The sequence below is a fragment of the Micromonospora musae genome (genome assembly GCF_003626635.1).
In the GTDB taxonomy this organism is placed as follows: domain Bacteria; phylum Actinomycetota; class Actinomycetes; order Mycobacteriales; family Micromonosporaceae; genus Micromonospora; species Micromonospora musae.
Map to the genome: position 1 here is coordinate 24,533 of NZ_RAZT01000001.1, position 20,411 is coordinate 44,943.

Sequence of the window (20,411 nt, forward strand, 5' to 3'; positions counted from 1 at the left end):
CCACCCGGCGTGCGCCGTGGAGCGGCGTGCGGCGGCGTGTCTCCGGGGTCTCGGTACCGCTGCGCGGTCCCTTTGGAGCTGAGTCGCTTACGACATCGAAGTCGATGCGTTCACGACATCAGCTCTAAAGGCTGCCGACCCCGAACTCCGAACCCGGCGGATTCGCCGGCCCCAGGAAATCCGGCGCCGCGCCCGAGGTCCGGCCGGAGCCACCCTGCACCGCGCCCCTCCCAACGCCGTCCGGCAGCCGGTGGGAACGGGCGGGTACGGCGGTCGCCGGTCGATCGCGTACGGCCCGGACAGCCCTCCCGAGACGGACGGGAGACCGCCAACTGGCCGGTATCGGCGAAGTGCCCCCGATCAGCGGATTGGACCCGGCAGGTGGAGGAGGGCCCGTTTGAACCGCATCGGGACGGGAAGCCGGGCCGCGTGGTGAGCGAACGAGGCAAGGTGGGGCCGGTGCACAAGGTGCACGAGGGGCTCGTGGCGGCGGACGCCGGTCTGGCCGGCGACCGGGTCGTCACGGCCGGCAGCGCGGCCCGCGTCCTGGTCGCCGCCACGGCCCGCGCCCTACGTGGCACCGACTGTGCCGACCTGGGACATCAGGGCCCGGTGTCCCGCTTCCCGGGCGCCCCCGATCCCGTCCGTCGAGCCGCGATCACCCGGGCCGCCGGCCGGGTCGCCCTCACCCCCGCGCAGCTCGCCGACGTCGACGCGGAGCGGGTCGCGCGCTGGTTCGTCGACCAGTACCCCCGCCGCGAGTACCCGGGGGTCGTGCTCGGCTCGCCGCACGGCGCGGCGGCGCACCTGGCGGTCGCCCTCGGTGTGCCCTGGCTGCCCGCCGGCTTCGAGATGACCGTGCACTGGGCGCAGGGTGCGGTGGACCGCCCCGCCACCGCGCTGGAGCACGGCGCGACGCTCACCGCGCGGCTGCTCGACGGCAACGACGATCTGCACGTACGCCAGGTGCACTGCCCGGCGAGCCGCGGCGTGTTGGCGGGGGCGACGATCCTGCTCGCGGCCCGCTGGCGGACGCTTCCGGCCGCGTACCGGCGGTTCCTGGCCGACCGGCTGGCCCCGGGAGCGCCGGTGCTCCTGCTGCGAGACGCGCGGACGTGGCCGGTGGTGGAGGCGGGGCAGCGGCACAGCTTCCAGGTCGGCTGTCCCGGCAGCGGGCTCGACCCCGTCGACTTCCACCCGGACAGCCACGCCCTGCGGCAGGTGCTCCGCTCCGCGGGCGGGGACGCCGCCCGCTGGGAGCCGCCGGAGGTCTCCTCCCCGTCCGGGTACGCCGAGCACGGCGTGGAGTCCGGTTTCGAACTGAGCGCCCGGGACTGGGCCGGGCGTTCCGAACGAACCCTGCACCGGGTGCTCTTCCCTCGCCCGGAGGGGCTCAGCGCCGTGGTGGCGGACCTCTACCGCCGGTGGCTGCGCGCGGCGGGCAAGACCGGCGACCGGCTGGTGGTGGAGTGCGGACGGCTGCTCGACCCGTGGCAGGTGGTGCGGGCGGGGCTGGTGCCGTACTGGTGCGAGAACGCGACGAGGCGCAGCGTGGAGGAGGCCGAGTGGTGGCTCGCCGGCAGCGAGCCGTACAACTCCGTGGACGTGCTGCCCGAGCCGCCCGGCGTCCGCTCGCCCGCCCTGGCGGGGCTGCCGCAGTGGCTCGCGGTGGCCGGTTTCGGGCGGCGACGCCGGGCCCTGGACCGCGCCTCCGCGCGGGGCTACCCGGTCACCTCCGTACCCACCCGCCGGGCCACCGAGGTGCTACGGGCGCAGCCGTACGACCTGCCCGTGCCGCCCCCGTTGACCGTGGCGGAGACGTTGGCGGTCTTCCGCGACAGCGGCACCCACCAGGGGTTGCTCGTCTCTTGAGGCAAGCCCAGCGAAACATCCTCGCGAACCCGGGATCCCGTGATTGAGTACCTACGGAGCGGGAACATCGCTGGCTGCGACGGACTGATCACCTTGCGCAGTGTGATGTCGTCGCCCGCTGGCGTCCCAGTCACGTAACCCAACTCCGGCCCGGTGCGTGGTCCGACCACGCGCACGACCGGCTTTCCCGATCCGGGCGAGGGACCTTCCTGAGGGAGGCGCGGATGTTCGGACAGACCACCACAAGCACGCCACCACCGACCGAGCGGGGTCTGGAAGACCTCGACGCGGCCGCACTGGCCTATGCGGCGCGGATCGAGGGAGTGCCACCCGAACGGCGGCAGGAGGCTCGCGACGACCTCGTGCGGTTCGCCCTGCCGTTCGCTGGCCGGCTCGCGCGCCGTTACCGGGGCCGGGGGGAACCGCTGGAGGATCTGGAGCAGGTGGCCCGGCTGGGGCTGGTGAACGCCGTCGACCGGTACGACCCGGAACGGGGCTCCTTCACCGCGTACGCGGCTATCACCATCGTCGGTGAGATCAAGCGGCACTTCCGGGACCGGACCTGGGGCGTACACGTACCCCGCCGGCTACGCGACCTGATCCTCGAGGTCGGGCAGGCCACCGCGTCCCTGACCAGCGAGCTGTCCCGGGCCCCGACCGTCGCCGAGCTGGCCGCACGACTGGAGACGCCGGAGGAGGAGATCCTCGCCGCGTTGGAGTCGGCGGCCGGTTACAGCCCCGCCTCGCTCAACGCGCCCGTCGGTGGGGAGAGCTCGGCCGAGTTCGGTGACCTGGTCGGCGAGTCCGACAATGCGCTGGAATCCGTCGACGACCGGGTCACGGTCAGCGGGCTGCTGCACCGCCTGCCCTGGCGCGAGCGGCGGATCCTGGCGATGCGCTTCTACGGCAACCAGACCCAGGCGGAGATCGCCGCCCGGTTCGGCATCTCCCAGATGCACGTCTCCCGGCTGCTGTCCCGGGCGCTGACCTGGCTGCGTCAGGCGATGCTCGCCGACACTCCGCCGCCGTGGCAGAACGGCGCGGCCGAGACCGAGGCGAGCAAGCCGCGCATCTCGGTGTGGCAGAACGGCGACCGGGTGGTGGTCGAGGTCGGCGGCGACGTCGACCGGGACGGCGCCGACCAGCTGCGCCGGGCGATGCTGGAGGCGGTCACCGGCCAGCCGAGCGAGGTCGTCGTCGACCTGGTCGGCGCGGGCGGGGTGGACGCCGGTGGGATCGCCGCGCTGGTGGCCGGCCGGGAGGCGGCCGCCCGCACCGGTGTCCCGCTCCGGCTCACCCGGGTGCAGCCCGCGGTGCGCCGCTCGCTCACCGCCGCCGGCCTGCCACCGGCCCGCGACTGAGCGGCCCGTCCGGCCTCCACCGACCCGGTGCTGCGCGGTCTATCCGACTCGCGACCGCGCAGCCTGTCCTACTCGCGACCGCGCCGCCCGTCCGACTCGCGACCGTGCGGTCCGTCCGACCCGTGACCGCGCGGCCCGTCCGACCCGTGACCGCGAAGCCCGTCCGACCCGACCGCGAAGCCCGTCCGGACGTGTCGGGCAGCCGCAAGGGGCTCTCCTCGACGTCCGGCGTCGCGGAGAGCCCCTTGGTGTCGGCGCGGGCGCGCCCGTCACCGATCCGGCTGGTCGCCGTGGCTGCGCGGGTGGCGCCACTCGTCGTTCTCCTGCGGCGCCCGCTGCGCGCCCAGCGGATTGTCGTCCGGCTCGTCGGTCTCCTCGAAGCTCGGCCGGCGAACCTGCTCCGGATCCGGTACCTCCACCGGGCGGGCGCCGGACTGCGGCGCCGGCATGTACTCGTTGACCTCGTGCGTGCCGTGCGCGCCCTCGGCGGCGGGCGACTCGGGTACCTGCGTGACGTGCCGGAACTCTTCACGGAACTCCTGCGGCGGCCGGGTGGTGCGCTGCGGCAGGTCCCGGCCGAGGTCGGAGACGAGCGGGCCGTACTTGGCGTCGAACGCGGGTCGCTCGGAGCGGATCCGGGGCATCCGGTCGAAGTTGCGCAGCGGCGGGGGGCAGGTCGTGGCCCACTCCAGCGAGTTGCCGAACCCCCAGGGATCGTCCACCGTCACCTGCGACCCGTACCGCCAGGTCTTCCAGATGTTGTAGATGAAGAACAGGGTGGAGACGCCGAGCACGAACGACCCGAGGGTGGAGATCGTGTTCAGGACGGTGAATCCGTCCTCGGCCCGGTAGTCCGAGTAGCGCCGCGGCATGCCCTCGCTGCCCAGCCAGTGCTGGACGAGGAACGTGACGTGGAAGCCGACGAACATCGTCCAGAAGTGGACCTTGCCCAGCCGCTCGTCGAGCAGCCGCCCGGTCATCTTCGGGAACCAGAAGTACACGCCACCGAACGCGGCGAAGACGATGGTGCCGAAGAGGACGTAGTGGAAGTGGGCGACGACGAAGTAGGAGTCGGAGACGTGGAAGTCCACCGGCGGGCTGGCCAGCAGCACCCCGGTGAGCCCGCCCAGCAGGAAGGTCACCAGGAAGCCGACCGCGAAGAGCATCGGCGTCTCGAAGGTGAGCTGCCCCTTCCACATGGTGCCGATCCAGTTGAAGAACTTCACGCCGGTCGGCACGGCGATCAGATAGCTCAGGATGCTGAAGAAGGGCAGCAGCACCTGCCCGGTGGCGAACATGTGGTGCGCCCAGACGGTCATCGACAGCACGGTGATCGCGACGGTGGCGAGCACCAGACCCAGGTACCCGAAGATCGGTTTGCGGGAGAAGACGGGAATGATCTCGGTGATGATGCCGAAGAACGGCAGCGCCACGATGTAGACCTCGGGATGGCCGAAGAACCAGAACAGGTGCTGCCAGAGCATCGGACCGCCGGTCGCCGCGTCGAAGACGTGCGCGTTGAGCAGCCGGTCCGCGCCGAGCGCGAGCAGCGCCGCGGCGAGCAGCGGGAAGACCAGGATCACCAGCACACTGGTGAGCAGGATGTTCCAGGTGAAGATCGGCATCCGGAACATCGTCATCCCGGGTGCGCGCAGGGTCAGGATCGTGGTGATCATGTTGACCGCGCCGAGGATGGTGCCCAGCCCGGAGACGACCAGGCCGATGAGCCACATGTTCCCGCCGATGCCGGGGGAGTGCTCGATGTCGGAGAGGGGCGCGTAGGCGAACCAGCCGAAGTCGGCCGCGCCGCCCGGGACGAGGAAGCCCCCGACCACGATCGACCCGCCGAACAGGTAGAGCCAGTACGCGAGCGCGTTGAGCCGGGGGAACGAGACGTCGGGGGCGCCGATCTGGAGGGGTACGACGTAGTTGCCGAACGCGAAGACCAACGGGGTGGCGAAGAGCAGCAGCATGATCGTGCCGTGCATGGTGAAGAGCTGGTTGTACTGCTCGGGGGAGAGGAACTGCAGCCCGGGCCGGGCCAGCTCCCCTCGCATGAGCATCGCCATCACGCCGCCGATCACGTAGAAGGCGAACGACGTCGTGAGGTACATCAGGCCGATGAGCTTGGCGTCGGTGGTGCCGAGAAGTTTGATGATGGTGCTACCGCGGACCACTTCGCGGAACGAGCCGGGATAGCCGCCGAACTGTGCCGGCGCGAGGATCGCCGGTCCTCTGTCTCGGCCTGGCTCCGTCGTGACCCGCTTGGGCATGGCTTCACCCCGTCGTCGCGTAAGGGGACGGGCGTGCCTACCCCACCCCCTGCCCTATGAAACCAGGCTGAAGGGGCGTATCGGGTCAATTCGCGACGTCGGGTCCGAGGTTGCGTCAGGTCGCCGGCACCATCGCCCAGACGGCCTTGCCGTCCCCGGCCGGGACGCAGCCCCACCGCTTCGCCAGCTCACGCACGAGCAGCAGGCCCCGGCCACCCTCCGACCGCGCGTCCGGGACGCGCGTACGCACGGCCCGCCGGCTGCCGTCGACGACCGCGATGTGCAGATACGGCCGGCGTAGCGTCAGCGTGACCTGCATCGGGGTGCCGGCGTGCCGGACCACGTTGCCGACCAGCTCGCTGAGCACCACCGAGGCGGGCCCGGCGACCTCCGGCAGCTGCCACCGGGCGCAGGCGTCGACCACCAACTCGCGGGCCCGCCGGCACGCCTCGGCGACCGGTTCGAGCCGGGCCCGCAGCCGGGGTGCGGCGGCTTCCCCGGCCGCCCGGGTCGCCTCGGCGCAGTCCCGCCGCACCGGCAACACCCGGCACGCGGTCGTCTCGGCCAGCCAGCGCGTGGTGTTCGGGGGCGGGGCGCAGAGCACCACGGGTACGGCCGGCCACTCCTCGGCCCGGCGGAACGTCGCGGCGAAGACGGCGAGCGCCAACCGGTCCCGTACGGCCACCGCGCCCAGGTCGACCACGAGCGCGTCGGGCTGGGCGGCCAGGCAGGCGTCCAGCCGGCGGTACACCGACCGCATCGTCGCCAGGTCGAGAGTCCCGGCGAGCCGGACGACGGTGACCGGCGATTCGTCGTGCACCTCGCAGGTGATCCGGCTCGACATCTGGCCCCAAGCCTTTCGCGTCTCATCGGTGGGACTCAGGAAATACCCTCGGCCCGAATCGACGAAACCGTCGACGCCGTCACCCCGGCGCTCGCCGGGCCGCCGTCACCCCGGCGCTCGCCGTGCCGTCGACAGGCCGAGCGCGACCATGCCGAGGCCGAGACCCAGATGCAGCCAGTTGTCGGCGTCGTTGAGCGGGAGGAAGTTCGCCCCACTGCCGGCGTCCATCACCACGCCGTAGAGCCACAGCACGAGGTAGACGGCCCCGCCGCCGACGAGGTAGGCCCGGGCCCGGGTGACCGTCCGCGAGAGCACCAGCCCGGCCACCCCGAACGCGAGGTGGACGAGGTTGTGCAGCACCGACACCTGGAACGTGTCGAAGAGCGCGGCCCCCGAGTGGTGCCCGGCGAAGCGCAGCTCGTCGTAGGGGTTGGTGACACCCGGTATGAAGCCGAGCACCCCGATGACGACGAAGACGACAGCCACCACGCCGGCGGCCCGGCGTACCGGCGCCTTGCCGTCGGCCGGATTGGGTCGGGCTCGGGAGTGCGCCAGCGGTCCGATCACCGACGCCTCCTCCCGCCACCGCCCTCGGCCAGCCGCGGCTACCCGCGAACCGGCCGCCCAAACCGAGGGCCGGGGGCGGGCCGGACGGGCCCCCGGCTCCGCCGTCGATCGGGGATCCGCCGCGGTCCGGGTCAGGCCGGCTGCAGGTCGGCGGCCGGGGTCAGGTGCCGGACCCGTTCGTAGAGCGCGAGGTACCGCTCGGCCATCACGGCCGGGGTGAAGCGGGCCGCCGCCTCCCGGCGACACTCGTCCGGGTCGAGCAGGCCGGCGGCGAGCACCAGCTCACCCAGCTCCTCCTCGTCGGTGGTGAGCAGCCCCGTACGGCCGTGCTCGACGAGCTCGGGCAGGCAGCCCCGCGCGGTGGCGACCACGGGGGTGCCCAACGCCAGCGCCTCGACCACCGCGGTGCCGCCGGGCTCCTCCCACCGCAGCGGGAAGAGCGCCGCGCGGGCCCCGGCGAGCAGGTCGTCGCGCTCCCGTCCGGCGACCGTCCCGACCCAGCGGACCATCTCCCCGTCCAGGTACGGCGCGACCTCGTCGTGGAAGAAGCGCACGTCCGGGTTCTGCCGGGCCTCCGCACCGGCGGCGGCGAGGTCCTCCGGCCGGTGGTACGGCCCCACCGGTCCGGCCAGCACCAGCGGGAAACCCACCTGCCGGGCCAGCCGCGCGCCCAGGTCCTGCCCCTTGCCCGGGTTGATCCGGCCGAGCACCACCACGTGCTCGCCCTTCTCCGGCCGGGACCGGCGCTCCGCTCCCACCGCGAGCGGGGTGGAGAGGTGCACGTGCCCCACCGAGTGGTCCCGCAGGGCGCGGGGGGCGCGGGCCAGCTGCGACGCGGAGACCCCGTTGACCCGGACCCGGTCCCCGCCGTCCAGGTTGCCGTAGAGGGCGGGATGCTTGGCCAGGTCCCAGTGCAGGGTGTGCAGCGCCGGCGGCCCGTCCGGGCCCATGGCGGTCAGGGTGGCCAACCCCACCGCCTCGACGTGGTCGTGCACCAGGTCGATGTCGTCGCGGGCGCGCAGCTCTCGGACCACCCCGGCCAGGTGCGCCTGGGCGACGCCGCACACCTGGTTGTACGGCCGTTGCAGGGCGCCGAACTGCCCGTCGGGAAAGACCGACACCAGCTCGTCGACCGGCAGGGTGCTCTCGCCGACCGAGGCGAGCACCACCCGGACACCGAGGCGGCGCAGCTCCGGCACCAGGGTCGCGATCACGTTCTCGATGCCGCCGTAGCCGGACGGCGGGACGGAGAGCCACGGACCGGCGTTCATCAGGACGGTGAGGCTCATCAGGCCCGGCCCCTCTCCCGGGCGACGGCACCGGCCGCGGCCGGAACACCGATCGACGTGCCGCGCGGAACACCGATCGACGTGCCGCGCGGGACACCGATCGACGTGCCGCGCGGGACACCGGAGACCCTGCGACGGCCGCGCCGAACCGGCCCGGCGGTCACGCCGCCGCCACCCGTCGGCCCGGCAGCCGGTCCTGCAGCTCCGCCAGGGGCGGCCGCTCCTGGACGGAGACGTCGCTGACCACGATCTCCCGCTCCAGGTTCGGCAGCCCCTCCGAGCCGCCCCGGCGGAACTGGGTCAGCAGCGGGGTCGGGTCGACGCCCGGGGCCGCCCAGCCCCGCCGCTGCAGCCGGGACCAGACGGTCAGCAGGATCTGCGCGGACATCCGGCCCAGCGCCGCCGTGTCCTGGTGCCGGTGCTTGCGCTCGCCGAGGTCGATCTGCGCCAGCGCATCGAGCCCCACCAGCTCCAGCAGGTCGATGAGCATCGCCGTCTCCACCCCGTAACCGGAGACGAAGGGCACCTGGGCCAGCACGTCGCGCCGGCCCGCGTACTCACCGGCGAGGGGCTGCACGAAGCCCGCCAGCTCCGGCCAGAAGAGGTTCAGCAGCGGCCGGGCCATCAGCTCCGTCACCCGCCCACCGCCGTCGGGCTCCACGCTCGTCGTACCGACCAGGGGGCGGTGGTAGAAGCCCTTGACGAAGTCAACCGAGGAGTCGGTGAGCAGCGGGCCGAGCAGCCCGGTCACGAAGTGCGGACGGAACTCCCGCAGGTCGGCGTCGACGAAGGCCACCACGTCACCCCCCGCGGCGGCGAGACCCGCCCAGAGCGCGTCGCCCTTGCCGGCGAGGCGGGGCAGCCCGCGGGTCATCTCGTCCTGACCGACCACCTCCGCGCCCGCGGCCCGGGCCACCTGCGCGGTCCGGTCGGTGGACCGGGAGTCCACCACGATGAGCTCGTCGACCAGGGCGACCCGGTCCACCAGGTGTTCACGGATCGTCGACACGATCGCGCCGACGGTCGCCTCCTCGTTGCGCGCGGGCAGCACCACACTCACGCGGGTCTCGCCCTTGGCCCGCAGCAGACGCCGGGCGTTCCAGTCGGCCGCCGAGGTGGTGCGGTAGGTGGCCCAGGCCTCCACCACCGGTGAGACGCTCGAATCAGTCTGCCGCACGGGCACCCCCCAGATCGTGGCGAGAACGAACGTCCTTTTTCCCACCGCCGGCCTCGCGCTAACCAATCATGCCCAACAGCGGGATCGCGACGTTCCTGCCGGGGACCACGCGCGGTGGACGTTTGACCGAACGGCCGCGCGGGGAGTGCTTGCCGCACAACGTGCGGGATCGGGCGGAGAGGCGGGGCCATGGACAGGTGCCGGGTGGGGTTGGTCGGGGCCGGCGGGGTGGCGCAGCGTCACGCCCGGGTACTGGCCGGGTTCGACGACACGGAGTTGATCGGGGTGACGGACGTACGGCCCGCCGCGGCCGCCGCGCTCGCCGGCCTGCACGGCAGCCGGACCTACCCCGACGTCGAGGCTCTCCTCGCGGCCCGGCCGGACGCCGTGTACGTCTGCGTGCCGCCGTTCGCGCACGGCGCGGTCGAGGGGGCCGTGGTCGCCGCCGGGGTGCCGATGTTCGTGGAGAAGCCGGTCGCCGTGGACCTGGTCACCGCCGAGCGGATCGCCGGCCTGGTCGCCCGGCGCGGGCTGCTCACCGCGGTCGGCCACCACTGGCGGTACCTGCCGGTGGTGCAGCACGCCCGGGACCTGCTCGCCGGCCGTACCGTCCGGATGGTCTCCGGCGCCTGGTGGGACAAGGTTCCACCGGTCGAGTGGTGGAGCCGGCGGGACCGCTCCGGCGGCCAGGTGGTGGAGCAGGCCGCCCACGTGCTGGACCTGATCCGGCTGCTGGTCGGCGAGGCCACCGAGGTGACCGCGTACGGCGACGGCGCCCCACCACCGGTCGACGGGGCGGACGTCGACTCGGTGACCGCCGCCACCCTGCGCTTCGCCGGGGGCGCCGTGGGCACCCTCAGCGCCGCCTGCGTGCTCGGCTGGAAGCACCGGGCCGGGCTGGAGATCCTCGCCGACGGTCTGGCGTTGACGCTGACCGAGGAGGGGCTGCTGGTCTGCGACGCCGACGGGGAGCGCCGGCTGCCCGCCGACCCGGAGACCGCCCGGACGGCCGTCGACCGGGCCTTCGTCGACGCGGTCCGCGGCATCGGCGACGACGTGCGCGTGCCGTACGCGGAGGCGCTCGCCACCCACCGGCTCGCGCTGGCGGTGGCCGACTCGGCCCGCACCGGCCGGCCGGTACGCCTCGACGCGCCGGCCACGACGACGCTGGAGAGCGCCGGGGTGACCGTCGATGCGTGACCGGGTGGTGGTGGTCGAGGCGCCCGGTCGGGTGGGCCTCGTCGAGCAGGACCCCGCGCCGCTGCGCCCGGGCACGTTCCGGGTGCGGACGCTGTTCAGCGGGGTCTCCGCGGGCACCGAGCTCAGCTACGTCAAGGGCACGAACCCCTACCTCAACGTCACCTGGGACGCCGACCTCGGCCTGTTCCGGCCGGGCGAGCCGAGCACCCCGTACCCGGTGACCCGGCTGGGCTACATGCAGGTGGGCCGGGTGGTGGAGAGCGCGACCCCCGCCGTCGCCGAGGGCTCGGTCGGTGCGATGACCTACGGCCACCGCACCGGCTGGGTCGCCGACCCGCTCGCCGAGCGTTTCGTGCCGCTCCCCGCCGACCTGGACCCGCTGCTCGGCGTCTACGTGGCGCACATGGGTCCGATCTGCGCCAACGGGCTGCTGCACGCCGCGGCCGAGCTGCACGGCAGCGACGTGCGCTCCCTCGGGGACGGGGTCCGCGGACGGCGCGTGGCGGTCGTCGGCGGCGGCGTGGTGGGCCTGCTCACCGCCCTGCTCGCCCGGCGCCACGGCGCCGCCTCGGTGGTGGTGCTGGACCCGACGCCGCAGCGCCGCCAGGCCGCCGAGGCGCTCGGGCTGGAGACCCTCGACCCGGACGCCGACGATCCGGCCGTGGTGCTCAAGACCCGCTGGGCGCACACGGCCGGCGACCGCGGCGCCGACGTCGTGTTCCAGTGCCGGGGACAGGCCTGGGCGCTGAACCTGGCGCTGCGCCTGCTCCGCCCGCAGGGCGCCGTGATCGACCTGGCCTTCTACCAGGGTGGGGCGGAGAGCGTTCGGCTCGGCGAGGAATTTCACCACAACGGCCTCTCCGTCCGGTGCGCCCAGATCGGCCGGGTCCCCCGTGGGCTGGGCTCGGTCTGGGACCGGGAGCGCCTCTCGGCGGAGACGATCGACCTGCTGCGCGGGGACGGCGACGTGATCCGCAAGCACCTCGTCACGGCGGTGGTGCCGTTCGACGACGCCCCTGCTCTGTTGACCGATCTCGCCGAGCGCCGCAGGCGGGAGCTGCAGGTCGTCCTCGCGGTGTGACCGACCGGTCACCGCGCGGATGCGACATGCCGCCCGGGCGGGACGCGGAAGCCCCCCGGGTTCGCGTACCGTTGCCGCTCATGGGTGTCTCGCAACGGTTCAAGAGCAGGTTCCGGCGGTTCCTCCAGCGCCCGGGGACGACGGTGGACCTCGCTCCGCTGGAGAAGCTGCTGCCGGCGATCGAGGCGCGCGAGGGGGACCTCCGCGCGCTTGACGACGCCGAGCTCACCGAGGCCGCCGGCCAGGCCGCGGGCTATGAGGAGATCTGCGCGATCGGCCGGGAGGCCGCCCGTCGTGGGCTCGACCAGCGCCCGTACGACGTCCAGCTGCTCGGCGCGATGGCGCTGCTCTCCGGCAAGGTCGCCGAGATGGCCACCGGTGAGGGCAAGACGCTCACCGCGACCGTGGCCGCCTACGGGCACGTGCGGATCGGCAACGGGCCGGTGCACGTGCTCACCGTCAACGACTATCTGGCCCGCCGCGACGCCCAGTGGATGGAGCCGGTCTACACCCTGCTCGGCCTCACCGTGGGCTGGGTGAACGAGGCCTCCACGCCGCAGGAGCGGCGCGAGGCGTACGCCTGTGACGTCACGTACGTCTCGGTCAGTGAGGCGGGCTTCGACTACCTGCGCGACCAGCTCGTCACCGACATCGAAGACCGCGTCCAGCGGCCGCTCTCCACCGCGATCGTCGACGAGGCCGACTCGATCCTGATCGACGAGGCGCGGGTGCCGATGGTGCTCGCCGGCGCGGTCCCCGGCGAGCAGGACCCGGTGCACGCCGCCGCCGCGCTGGTGCGCGGGCTGCGCAAGGGGCGGCACTACACGGTCGCCGAGGACGGCCGCAGCGTCGCGTTCACCTCGGCCGGGCTCGCCGCCGTCGAGGCCAAGCTCGGCATCGACCTCTACGACGAGCAGCATGTCGAGCAGCTCTCCGCCGTGAACGTCGCCCTGCACGCGCACGCGCTGCTGCACCGCGACGTGGACTACATCGTCCGGGAGGGCTCGGTCGAGCTGATCGACGAGATGCGCGGCCGGGTGGCCCAGCGCCGGCGCTGGCCGGACGGGCTGCAGGCGGCGGTCGAGGCCAAGGAGGGGCTGGACGCCACGGCCGAGGGCGAGGTGCTCGGCACCATCGCCGTCCAGGCGTACATCGCGCTCTACCCGAAGGTCTGCGGCATGACCGCGACGGCGGTCCTCGTCGGCGACCAGCTGCGCGAGTTCTTCGATCTCGAGGTGGCGGTGATCCCGCCGAACACCCCGTGCATCCGCCAGGACGAGCCGGACCGCATCTACGCCACCCGGGCGGAGAAGGAGGAGGCGTTGATCGACGAGATCAAGCGCTGCCACTCCGCCGGCCGGCCGGTGCTGGTCGGCACCCTCGACGTGAAGGAGTCCGAGCAGCTCGCCGCGGGCCTGCACGCCGCCGGCGTGTCGTGCGTCGTGCTGAACGCCAAGAACGACGACGAGGAGGCGGCGATCATCGCCGAGGCCGGCGCGCACGGCGCGGTGACCGTCTCCACCCAGATGGCCGGTCGTGGTGTGGACATCCGGCTCGGCGGCAGCGACCAGGCCGACCGGCTGCAGGTGTCCGAGCTGGGCGGCCTGTACGTGATCGGCAGCGGCCGGCACGACAGCCGCCGGGTCGATGACCAGCTGCGCGGCCGGGCCGGTCGGCAGGGCGACCCCGGTGGGTCGGTCTTCTTCGTCAGTCTCGAGGACGACCTGGTCGTCCGGCACGCCGCCGACGCGGTCCCGCCGTCGCCCCGGATGAACGCCGACGGTCTGGTCACCGACGACCAGGTCGACTACGCCGTCGAGCACGCCCAGCGGGTCGCCGAAGGCGTCAACCACGAGATCCACCGCAACACCTGGCGCTACAGCGTGGTGATCGAGCAGCAGCGTAAGGCGCTCGCCGAGCGGCGGGAACGTCTGCTCACCAGCGACGTGGCCGCCCTCATGCTGCTCGACAAGATGCCCGAGAAGGCCGGCGAGATGGACGAGGACCTGCTCGCCAAGGTGGCCCGCTCGATCGCGCTCTACCACCTCGACCGGCTCTGGGCGGCGCACCTCGCCGAACTCTCCGAGGTGCGCGAGGGCGTGCACCTGCGGGCGCTGGGCCGGTTGGATCCGCTGGACGAGTTCCACCGGGCCGCCGTGCCGGCCTTCAACGAGCTGGTCCCGGAGATCGAGGCGCGTACGCTCGCGACCTTCACCGAGACCGAATTCGATGAGGATTGGGAGCCGGACGAGGCCGAGCTGACCCGGCCGAGCGCCACCTGGACGTACCTCGTGCACGACAACCCGTTCGGCTCGGAGCTGGACCGGCTGATCGCCTCGGTGGGGCGTCGGCTCACCGGCGCCTCCCGCTGACGTTCCCAGGGCACCGGCCGGCGCCGGCACCGCCGGCCGGACCTGGGCTTCAGCCCGTTTCGACCCGGGTGACGCCGGGTAGTAGGGCGGGTCCGAAGACTCGGGAGAGAAGCAGACATGACACAGGTGATGGCACCGGCCGGGCGTGCCGTGACAGGCCGCGGGGCGGGGGCTGCACGCCCGTGAACCTCGACACCGACCAGCCGGCGGTGCCCACCGTCGGCGTGCTGGAGACAGCCGCGCTGCTGCGGGAACTCACCGCCGGCCTTATCGCGGTGACCGATTTCGATGATGCGCTGACCGCGCTGGTCCGGATCACCCGGGACGCGGTGGCCGGGGTGAGCTTCTCCGGCTTCACCGTCCTGCGGGCCGGCCAGCCGGCCGGGGCGGCGGCCTCCGATCCGACCCTGGCCGGCCTCGACGACCTCCGGTACGGCCCCGACTCGCCGGCAATGGACGCGATCCGCCGCCGGGAGATGGTGCTGTCGGAGAACCTCGGGCGTGAGCGGCGCTGGCCGGACTGGACGCCCCGCGCGGTCGACCTCGGCGTGTACGGGGTGATCTCCGCTCCGCTCGACGTCGACGACCAGGTGCTCGGCGCGATCAACCTGTACGCCGGCGAGTCCGACGTGCTCACCACCGGGCACCAGCTCACCGCGATGCTGCTCGCGGAGCACGCCGGCCTGCTGCTGGCCGCCGTCCGGGACCGGGCCCGCCAGCTCGAGGTCGCCGACGAGCGCGACTCCTCCCTGCTCGACGGCGGGGTCGTCGGGCAGGCCATCGGGGTGATCATGACTCAGCGTGGCTGCCCGGCCGAGGAGGCGCTCGAGGTGCTGCGCAGCGCCGCGGCCTCGCTGGACATCCCGCTACGGGAAGTGGCGCAGCGGCTGGTCCGGACGGTCTCCCGCGCCCGGGACAACTGAGCCGCTTCGCACCCTCCTCCCACCGCGCGTCGTTTCACCCCGCGTGCGCCCGGGTAGCACTCTGGGTTCACGCGCCGCGAACCCGGGGAGGGAACGATGCAGAGCCGGCTGCGGGTCCAGGGGCACCCGATCCAACCGATGCTGGTGACGTTCCCGTACGGGCTCTTCGCCACCGCCGTCATCTTCGACCTGGCCGACGTGCTGGGCGGGCCGGCGTTCCTCGGCGAGGTCGGCTACTGGAGCGCGGTGGCCGCCCTGGTCGCCGCCGCGCTCGCGGCGGTGGCCGGCATGGTCGACCTGTGGGACGTGCCCGGCGACCGGACCCGGCGCACCGCCATCGCCTTCAACCTGGTGAACCTGGCGATGGCCGGGTTGTTCCTGCTCGTCTGCCTGATCCGGGCGGACGCCCCGCAGAACGGCGCGTCATCCGTGCTGCTCGGCACCGAGCTGGTGGCGCTCGGCATCGGCGTGGTGGGGGTACGCCTCGGCGCCCGGCTGGTGCGCCGGTTCGACGAGGGACGGGCCGAGGCCACCACCTTCGACGCCCTGGGCGCGGTGACCGGAACGGCTCCGGAGATCGTCCGTCCCAGCCCGGAGGTCGGCACACCCTGACCCGCCGGTCCGAGGCCCGCCGCCCCTGACCGGGCGGGCTGCGTCAGTGGGCGTCGGTCCGGTGCGCGGCCAGCACGTCCTGGCCGAAGTCGCTGCCCGGGCGGCGCAGCACGGTGTGCGCGTGGTTGCCGTCGTCGGAGGTGTTGTCGTACTCGATCAGCAGGTCGTCGCCCTGGACCCGGTAGTAGTGCCGCTGGCCGGTGCCGGTCGGGCCGGCCCAGGCGAAGTGCAGCTCGCGGCCGTCGAGCCGGCGCTCCTCGCGGACCGCCAGCTCCGGTGGGAGCCGATCCAGGTAGACGGCGAGCAGCTGCTCCAGCAGCGCCCGTCCGGTCGGCCCGAGCCGGTCCGCCGGCACGCCGAGCGGCTCCAGCGGGCCGTCGACCCGGGGCCGGGTGGCGCTGATGATGTCGTCGGGCGCCCGGTCGGCGATGATCGCCGCGTCGCGGGCCGCCGGGCCCATCGCTTCCAGCAACGCCCGCGCCAGGTCCTCCTCGACGCCGAGCGGGCGGGAGACCGGGTGCCCGGCGTGGCGTACGGCCGCCGGGTTCGCGCCGAAGAAGATCGGCGCGGGGGAGACCTGACCGTCCACCACGGTCATGCTGACCGAGAGGTGGTGCCCCTCGATCCGCCACGCCCAGCGGTCGTCGCGCTCCGGGTCACCGAAGATCGCCACCCAGTAGTCGCCGCTGTGCCGGCCCAGCCGCCAGCCCTCGGCCCGGTCGAGCACCTCCTCGAGCGCGACGATCGCCATCGCCTGGGCGTACGCGGCGGGGCTCAGCGCGGTGGCCAGCAGCCGGTGCGCGGCCTTGCGCCCGGCGCGGTCGAGGTCGTCCAGGCACACCCCAGGCCGGGGCCGGGGGCGGTACTCCAGCCAGCGCCGGGCGCCGGTGTCGTCGAAGCGGTAGGAGACGCCGGCCCTCGCCGGCTCGTCGAGCGCCGACAGCAGCGCGCCGGCCGCCGCTCGCATCTGCTCGGGTAGCGGATCTTCCACCGCCCCTGTATACCCGGGCCCGGTCACGGCCCGCTCGCGGACACCCCGCCCTTGCCGGCATCGAGGTCGCCGCGGATGCCGGTCCGGGCCGGGTCGAAGATCCCGGCGCGCTTGATACGGTCTGCGGCGTTTGGGGGAGGACGATGGACGAGACGGTCTACGTGGGCAACGCCGGGGCCGACGGCGCCACCAACGGCGGCTGGCTGCTCGGGCACTTCATGCCGAAGGGCGAGGTCCGGCACAGCACCGACGTCGAGATCAAGTGGGGGGTGCATCCGCCGGGGGAGACCCGGGCCCGGTGGGCGACCGGAGAGCAGCGTACGGCTCTGCTGGTGCTGGTCAGCGGTCGTTTCCGGGTCGAGTTGCGCGATCGTACGGTGGTGCTCGGCGCACCCGGTGACTACGTCGTGTGGGGTCCCGGGGTCGACCATTCCTGGTTCGCCGAGCAGGAGTCCGTGGTGCTCACCGTCCGCTGGCCCTCCGTGCCGGGCTACCGGGTGGAGCCGCCCGTCCTGCGCTGACCGGCCCTCGTCGTGAGAGGTGCTGTCTCAGCATTCGAAATACCTACTAAACCTATAGGTTTTCCCGACTAGAGTTCGAGGTGGCCGTACCGCCGGACCCGTGAGGACGCCATGAGCCGCCGCTCCGAACCCGACCCGCTCGCCGTCGCCGCCCGGTGGGCGGCCGAACCGGCCGGCTGGCCGGTGCCGCTGCGCTTCGACCCCGTGCAGCGCTGGTACGCCCGGCTCGCCGCGGACGCCGACCACGAGGTGTGGGCGCTGAGCTGGCTGCCCGGGCAGGGCACCGACCTGCACGACCACGGCGGGTCGGCGGGCGCCTTGCTCGTCGTGGCGGGTGTGCTCACCGAGGAGACGGTCGCCGGCGGGCGGCTGCGCCCGCACCGGCTCCCCGCCGGCTCCGCTCGCCGCTTCGGCTCCCGGCACGTGCACGCCGTGACCAACCGGGGTGACGTTCCGGCCGTCAGCGTGCACGTCTACCGGCCCGCGCTGCGCCGGATGACCCGCTACCACCTCACCGGCGGCCGGCTGCGGGTCGCCGAGGTGGCCGAGGCGGGCGTGGCCTGGTGATCCCGGTCTGCTCTCGGGCCGGCACCGACGCCGGTGCGCGGCACGCCCAGTCACACCTTCGGCGCCCCCGCCTCGCGTCCGCCGGTCCGTCCTCGTCGGAAGGAACCCTCGTGCACCAGCCCCGCACCACCGACTCGCCCGCTCCGGTTCCCCCGCCGGGCTCCCGAGGAATCGACGAGATCCTGGCCGCCGCCCGAGCCCGGCTCGACCGTCTCGATCCCGAGCGGGCACACCTGGCTTACCGGGCGGGCGCCCTGCTGGTCGACATCCGGCCGGCCGCGCAGCGCGCCGCGCACGGCACCGTCCCGGGCTCCCTCGCCGTGGAGCGCAACGTCCTCGAGTGGCGCTTCGACCCGCGCTGTCCCGCCCGGCTGCCCCAGGCCGTCGGCTACGACCTGCCGGTGGTGATCCTCTGTCAGGAGGGTTACACCTCCTCGTTGGCCGCCGCCGCGCTGAAGGACCTCGGGCTCTGGCGCGCCACCGACGTGGTGGGCGGCTTCGCCGCCTGGCGCATTGCCGGCCTGCCGGCCCTCGGCCCGACCCCGCTGCCGGCGTCGCCGCTCCCGATGGCCGCCGGTGTGGCCCGCCGCTGACGCCCATCGCGACTGTCGCTCCTCTTGGGAGCGTGCCCAGGTGGAGCTGGCCCACCTCTCCGGCCGCCGGTGACCGAATGTGAACCCGGTGGGGACCCCCTGTATCGGGTCATCCGGGCGACTCTGCTGTAATCATCAAACCTCGTACGCAGAGCGAGCATTCGGCTCCGATGTGTTCGTCAAATGTCACATTCATGCAACGTAGCGGCCTCTTGACCCTCGCACGGGTGCCGGGAAGCATCGATGAAGCGGCGTCCCGGGCCGTGGGGAGATCTCCCGACCAGCCAAGGAGGACCATGTCGGTCAGCCCCGCCTCGTCGCGCGCCGGATGGCATACGGCCCAACCCGTGGTACCCGGCCGGCCTCCCGGCGGTCAACGCCGCCCGGCGAACACGCCCGCGCCGGTGCTCACCGTCACCCTCTCCATCCCGCTGACGTGCGAGGAGTCGCTGACCCCGCCGGCCCGCCGACTGCTCGACGCCGCCCGCGAGCTGATCGAGCGGGGCGAATGCACCGTGACCCTGCCCGCCCCCACCACCGAGCGGCGAGTCGACGTACCGGCCAACCGGGCGGCGTCCCGCTCGCTCGCCGCCGCCCCCGCCCTGCACATCCTCGCCTCGTCCCGTTCGGTGCTGCGCGACGGCGAGCCGCTGCCGCTGACCCGGCTCGAATTCGACCTGCTGCTGCACCTCGTCGCCCACCCGCGCCGCGTCTTCACCCGGCTGCAACTGCTCAACGCCGTCTGGGGCTACGAGCACGCCGGCGTACGCACCGTCGACGTGCACGTACGCCGGTTGCGCGGCAAGGTCGGCGTCGACGTTCCACTGGTCACCACGGTCTACGGCGTCGGCTACCGGCTCGCCGACGACGCCCGGGTCACCCTCGACCGCAGCGGCTGACCGCCACCACCGCCAGGCAGGATGGTGGCGTGCGCATCCGCCCCATCTCGCCCGAGCGACTCGTCACCGAGCTGGCCGACCGGCTCGCCGCGCAGGCCGACACCGCACCGCCCGGCCGGCTGCGGGTGGGCGTTGACGGTCCGGGCGCCGCGCGACCGGAGGAACTCGCCGCCGCGCTCGTCGACCCGCTGCGCGCGCGGGGTCGCCCGGTGCTGCACGTACGCGCCGAGAACTTCCTGCGGCCCGCCTCCGTCCGGCTCGAACACGGTCGGAGGAACCCGGACGCCTACTACGAGGGCTGGACGGACGAGGCCGGGCTACGCCGGGAGGTGCTCGACCCGGCCGGGCCGGGCGGCTCCGGCCGTCTGCTGCCGTCGCTCTGGGACGCCACCGCCGACCGCGCCAGCCGGGCGGCGTACGTCGAACTGCCACCCGGCGGCGTCGTGCTGCTCAGCGGTCCGCTGCTGCTCGGGGGCGGCCTGCCCCTCGACGTCACCGTCCACCTGCTGCTCTCCCCGGCGGCCCTGCACCGACGCACCGACGCCGACCAGCAGTGGACGCTGCCGGCCTTCGACAGGTACGCCGCCGAAGTCGCCCCGGCCTCCTTCGCCGACGTCGTGGTACGCGTCGACGACCCCCGTCACCCCGCCCTCGTCGAGTACGCGGCACCCGCCTGAAAAACCGGTGCCCGAACGACCTCGCCTGACCGGAAAATCCCCGGTTTGATCGCCGGATCCGGTGGGTATTCGCCCGGCTCACAGCGCACGGGTGATCGCCCGTGCACCGGACGCGACCGTGACCGGGGCCGCCGCGCGCCGGGCCCCCGGTTGACCAGAGGCAGGAAAGGCAGGCAGCGATGCTCGTCCACGACACGGTAGGAACGGGCCGAACCGAGGCGGAGACCGGGAAGATCCGGCAGTCCCTCCAATCGCGCTACGACGAGCTGTCCGCGGAGTACGAGCAGGCGGTGCTGCAGAGTCAGGTACTGCGGCTGGTCGAGGTCGGCGACACCGCCGGCGACGACCAGGCCGACAGCGGAACCAAGACCGCCGAGCGGGACACCGCGCAGTCGTTGCTGCGTACGATCCTCGACCGCCGCGCCCAGTACGAGCACGCCCTCGCCCGGCTCGAAGAGGGCACCTACGGTTTCTGCGAAGGCTGCACGGCGCCGATTCCCGTGGAGCGGCTGGAGATCTTCCCCTCCGCCACCACCTGCGTCACCTGCAAGCAGACCCGCGAGCGGCGGGCGGCCTGACCGCAGCGTCCGGT

The 20,411-nt window shown here is 73.5% G+C and carries 19 protein-coding genes; 13 read left to right on the plus strand and 6 right to left on the minus strand.

Annotated features, from left to right (window positions below; all coding sequences use genetic code 11):
* The first annotated feature begins 459 nt into the window (after positions 1-459).
* Positions 460-1,872 (plus strand): hypothetical protein, encoded by a 1,413-nt coding sequence (locus D7044_RS00100; RefSeq protein WP_120682466.1) that lies wholly within the window; start codon positions 460-462, stop codon positions 1,870-1,872.
* Between the two features lie 224 nt (positions 1,873-2,096).
* Positions 2,097-3,233, plus strand: a complete 1,137-nt coding sequence (locus tag D7044_RS00105; RefSeq protein ID WP_120682336.1) for a SigB/SigF/SigG family RNA polymerase sigma factor — start codon at positions 2,097-2,099, stop codon at positions 3,231-3,233.
* A 269-nt stretch (positions 3,234-3,502) separates the two neighbouring features.
* Here D7044_RS00105 and ctaD read toward each other — a convergent pair whose 3' ends face one another.
* The 5 genes from ctaD to D7044_RS00130 form a co-directional block, all read right to left on the minus strand.
* A complete protein-coding gene (ctaD, locus tag D7044_RS00110) occupies positions 3,503-5,506 on the minus strand; it encodes an aa3-type cytochrome oxidase subunit I (RefSeq protein ID WP_120682334.1) in 2,004 nt (667 codons plus the stop codon).
* A gap of 115 nt (positions 5,507-5,621) precedes the next feature.
* Positions 5,622-6,350, minus strand: coding sequence for an STAS domain-containing protein (locus tag D7044_RS00115; protein ID WP_120682332.1), 729 nt, complete (start codon positions 6,348-6,350; stop codon positions 5,622-5,624).
* Between the two features lie 105 nt (positions 6,351-6,455).
* Positions 6,456-6,917 carry a DUF4383 domain-containing protein gene (locus tag D7044_RS00120; RefSeq protein ID WP_120687582.1) on the minus strand — a complete coding sequence of 154 codons (462 nt, stop codon included), beginning with the start codon at positions 6,915-6,917 and terminating at the stop codon, positions 6,456-6,458.
* 131 nt (positions 6,918-7,048) lie between these two features.
* Positions 7,049-8,206, minus strand: coding sequence for a glycosyltransferase (locus D7044_RS00125; protein ID WP_120687583.1), 1,158 nt, complete (start codon positions 8,204-8,206; stop codon positions 7,049-7,051).
* Between the two features lie 160 nt (positions 8,207-8,366).
* Positions 8,367-9,350, minus strand: coding sequence for a glucosyl-3-phosphoglycerate synthase (locus D7044_RS00130; RefSeq protein WP_233564849.1), 984 nt, complete (start codon positions 9,348-9,350; stop codon positions 8,367-8,369).
* A gap of 222 nt (positions 9,351-9,572) precedes the next feature.
* Here D7044_RS00130 and D7044_RS00135 point away from each other — a divergent pair, with 222 nt between their 5' ends.
* From D7044_RS00135 to D7044_RS00155, 5 genes are all read left to right on the plus strand, one after another.
* Entirely contained in the window at positions 9,573-10,583 is a 1,011-nt protein-coding gene (locus D7044_RS00135; RefSeq protein ID WP_120687584.1) for a Gfo/Idh/MocA family protein, read from the plus strand.
* A complete protein-coding gene (locus D7044_RS00140; RefSeq protein ID WP_120682324.1) occupies positions 10,576-11,664 on the plus strand; it encodes a zinc-dependent alcohol dehydrogenase in 1,089 nt (362 codons plus the stop codon). The genes D7044_RS00135 and D7044_RS00140 overlap by 8 nt, the downstream gene beginning before the upstream one ends.
* Positions 11,665-11,744: 80 nt before the next feature.
* Positions 11,745-14,036, plus strand: coding sequence for an accessory Sec system translocase SecA2 (secA2, locus tag D7044_RS00145; RefSeq protein WP_120687585.1), 2,292 nt, complete (start codon positions 11,745-11,747; stop codon positions 14,034-14,036).
* A gap of 182 nt (positions 14,037-14,218) precedes the next feature.
* Complete coding sequence (locus tag D7044_RS00150) at positions 14,219-14,959, plus strand: GAF and ANTAR domain-containing protein (RefSeq protein WP_120682319.1); 741 nt, start codon at positions 14,219-14,221, stop codon at positions 14,957-14,959.
* Positions 14,960-15,055: 96 nt separating this feature from the next.
* Positions 15,056-15,571, plus strand: coding sequence for a DUF2231 domain-containing protein (locus D7044_RS00155; protein WP_120687586.1), 516 nt, complete (start codon positions 15,056-15,058; stop codon positions 15,569-15,571).
* 43 nt (positions 15,572-15,614) lie between these two features.
* Here D7044_RS00155 and D7044_RS00160 read toward each other — a convergent pair whose 3' ends face one another.
* Positions 15,615-16,562: a DUF3500 domain-containing protein gene (locus D7044_RS00160; RefSeq protein WP_199716403.1), complete on the minus strand. Its 948-nt coding sequence runs from the start codon at positions 16,560-16,562 to the stop codon at positions 15,615-15,617.
* 143 nt (positions 16,563-16,705) lie between these two features.
* Here D7044_RS00160 and D7044_RS00165 point away from each other — a divergent pair, with 143 nt between their 5' ends.
* The 6 genes from D7044_RS00165 (at position 16,706) to D7044_RS00190 (ending at position 20,397) form a co-directional block, all read left to right on the plus strand.
* Positions 16,706-17,083: a cupin domain-containing protein gene (locus D7044_RS00165; RefSeq protein ID WP_120682313.1), complete on the plus strand. Its 378-nt coding sequence runs from the start codon at positions 16,706-16,708 to the stop codon at positions 17,081-17,083.
* A gap of 111 nt (positions 17,084-17,194) precedes the next feature.
* Positions 17,195-17,650 carry a cysteine dioxygenase gene (locus tag D7044_RS00170; RefSeq protein ID WP_120687588.1) on the plus strand — a complete coding sequence of 152 codons (456 nt, stop codon included), beginning with the start codon at positions 17,195-17,197 and terminating at the stop codon, positions 17,648-17,650.
* Between the two features lie 110 nt (positions 17,651-17,760).
* Entirely contained in the window at positions 17,761-18,243 is a 483-nt protein-coding gene (locus D7044_RS00175; protein ID WP_120687589.1) for a rhodanese-like domain-containing protein, read from the plus strand.
* Positions 18,244-18,539: 296 nt separating this feature from the next.
* The gene (locus D7044_RS00180) at positions 18,540-19,142 is read left to right on the plus strand and encodes a winged helix-turn-helix domain-containing protein (RefSeq protein WP_120682307.1); all 603 of its coding nucleotides are present in this window, start codon (positions 18,540-18,542) and stop codon (positions 19,140-19,142) included.
* 29 nt (positions 19,143-19,171) lie between these two features.
* A complete protein-coding gene (locus D7044_RS00185) occupies positions 19,172-19,819 on the plus strand; it encodes a nucleoside/nucleotide kinase family protein (protein WP_120687590.1) in 648 nt (215 codons plus the stop codon).
* 179 nt (positions 19,820-19,998) lie between these two features.
* Entirely contained in the window at positions 19,999-20,397 is a 399-nt protein-coding gene (locus D7044_RS00190; protein WP_120682303.1) for a TraR/DksA family transcriptional regulator, read from the plus strand.
* Positions 20,398-20,411 lie beyond the last annotated feature (14 nt).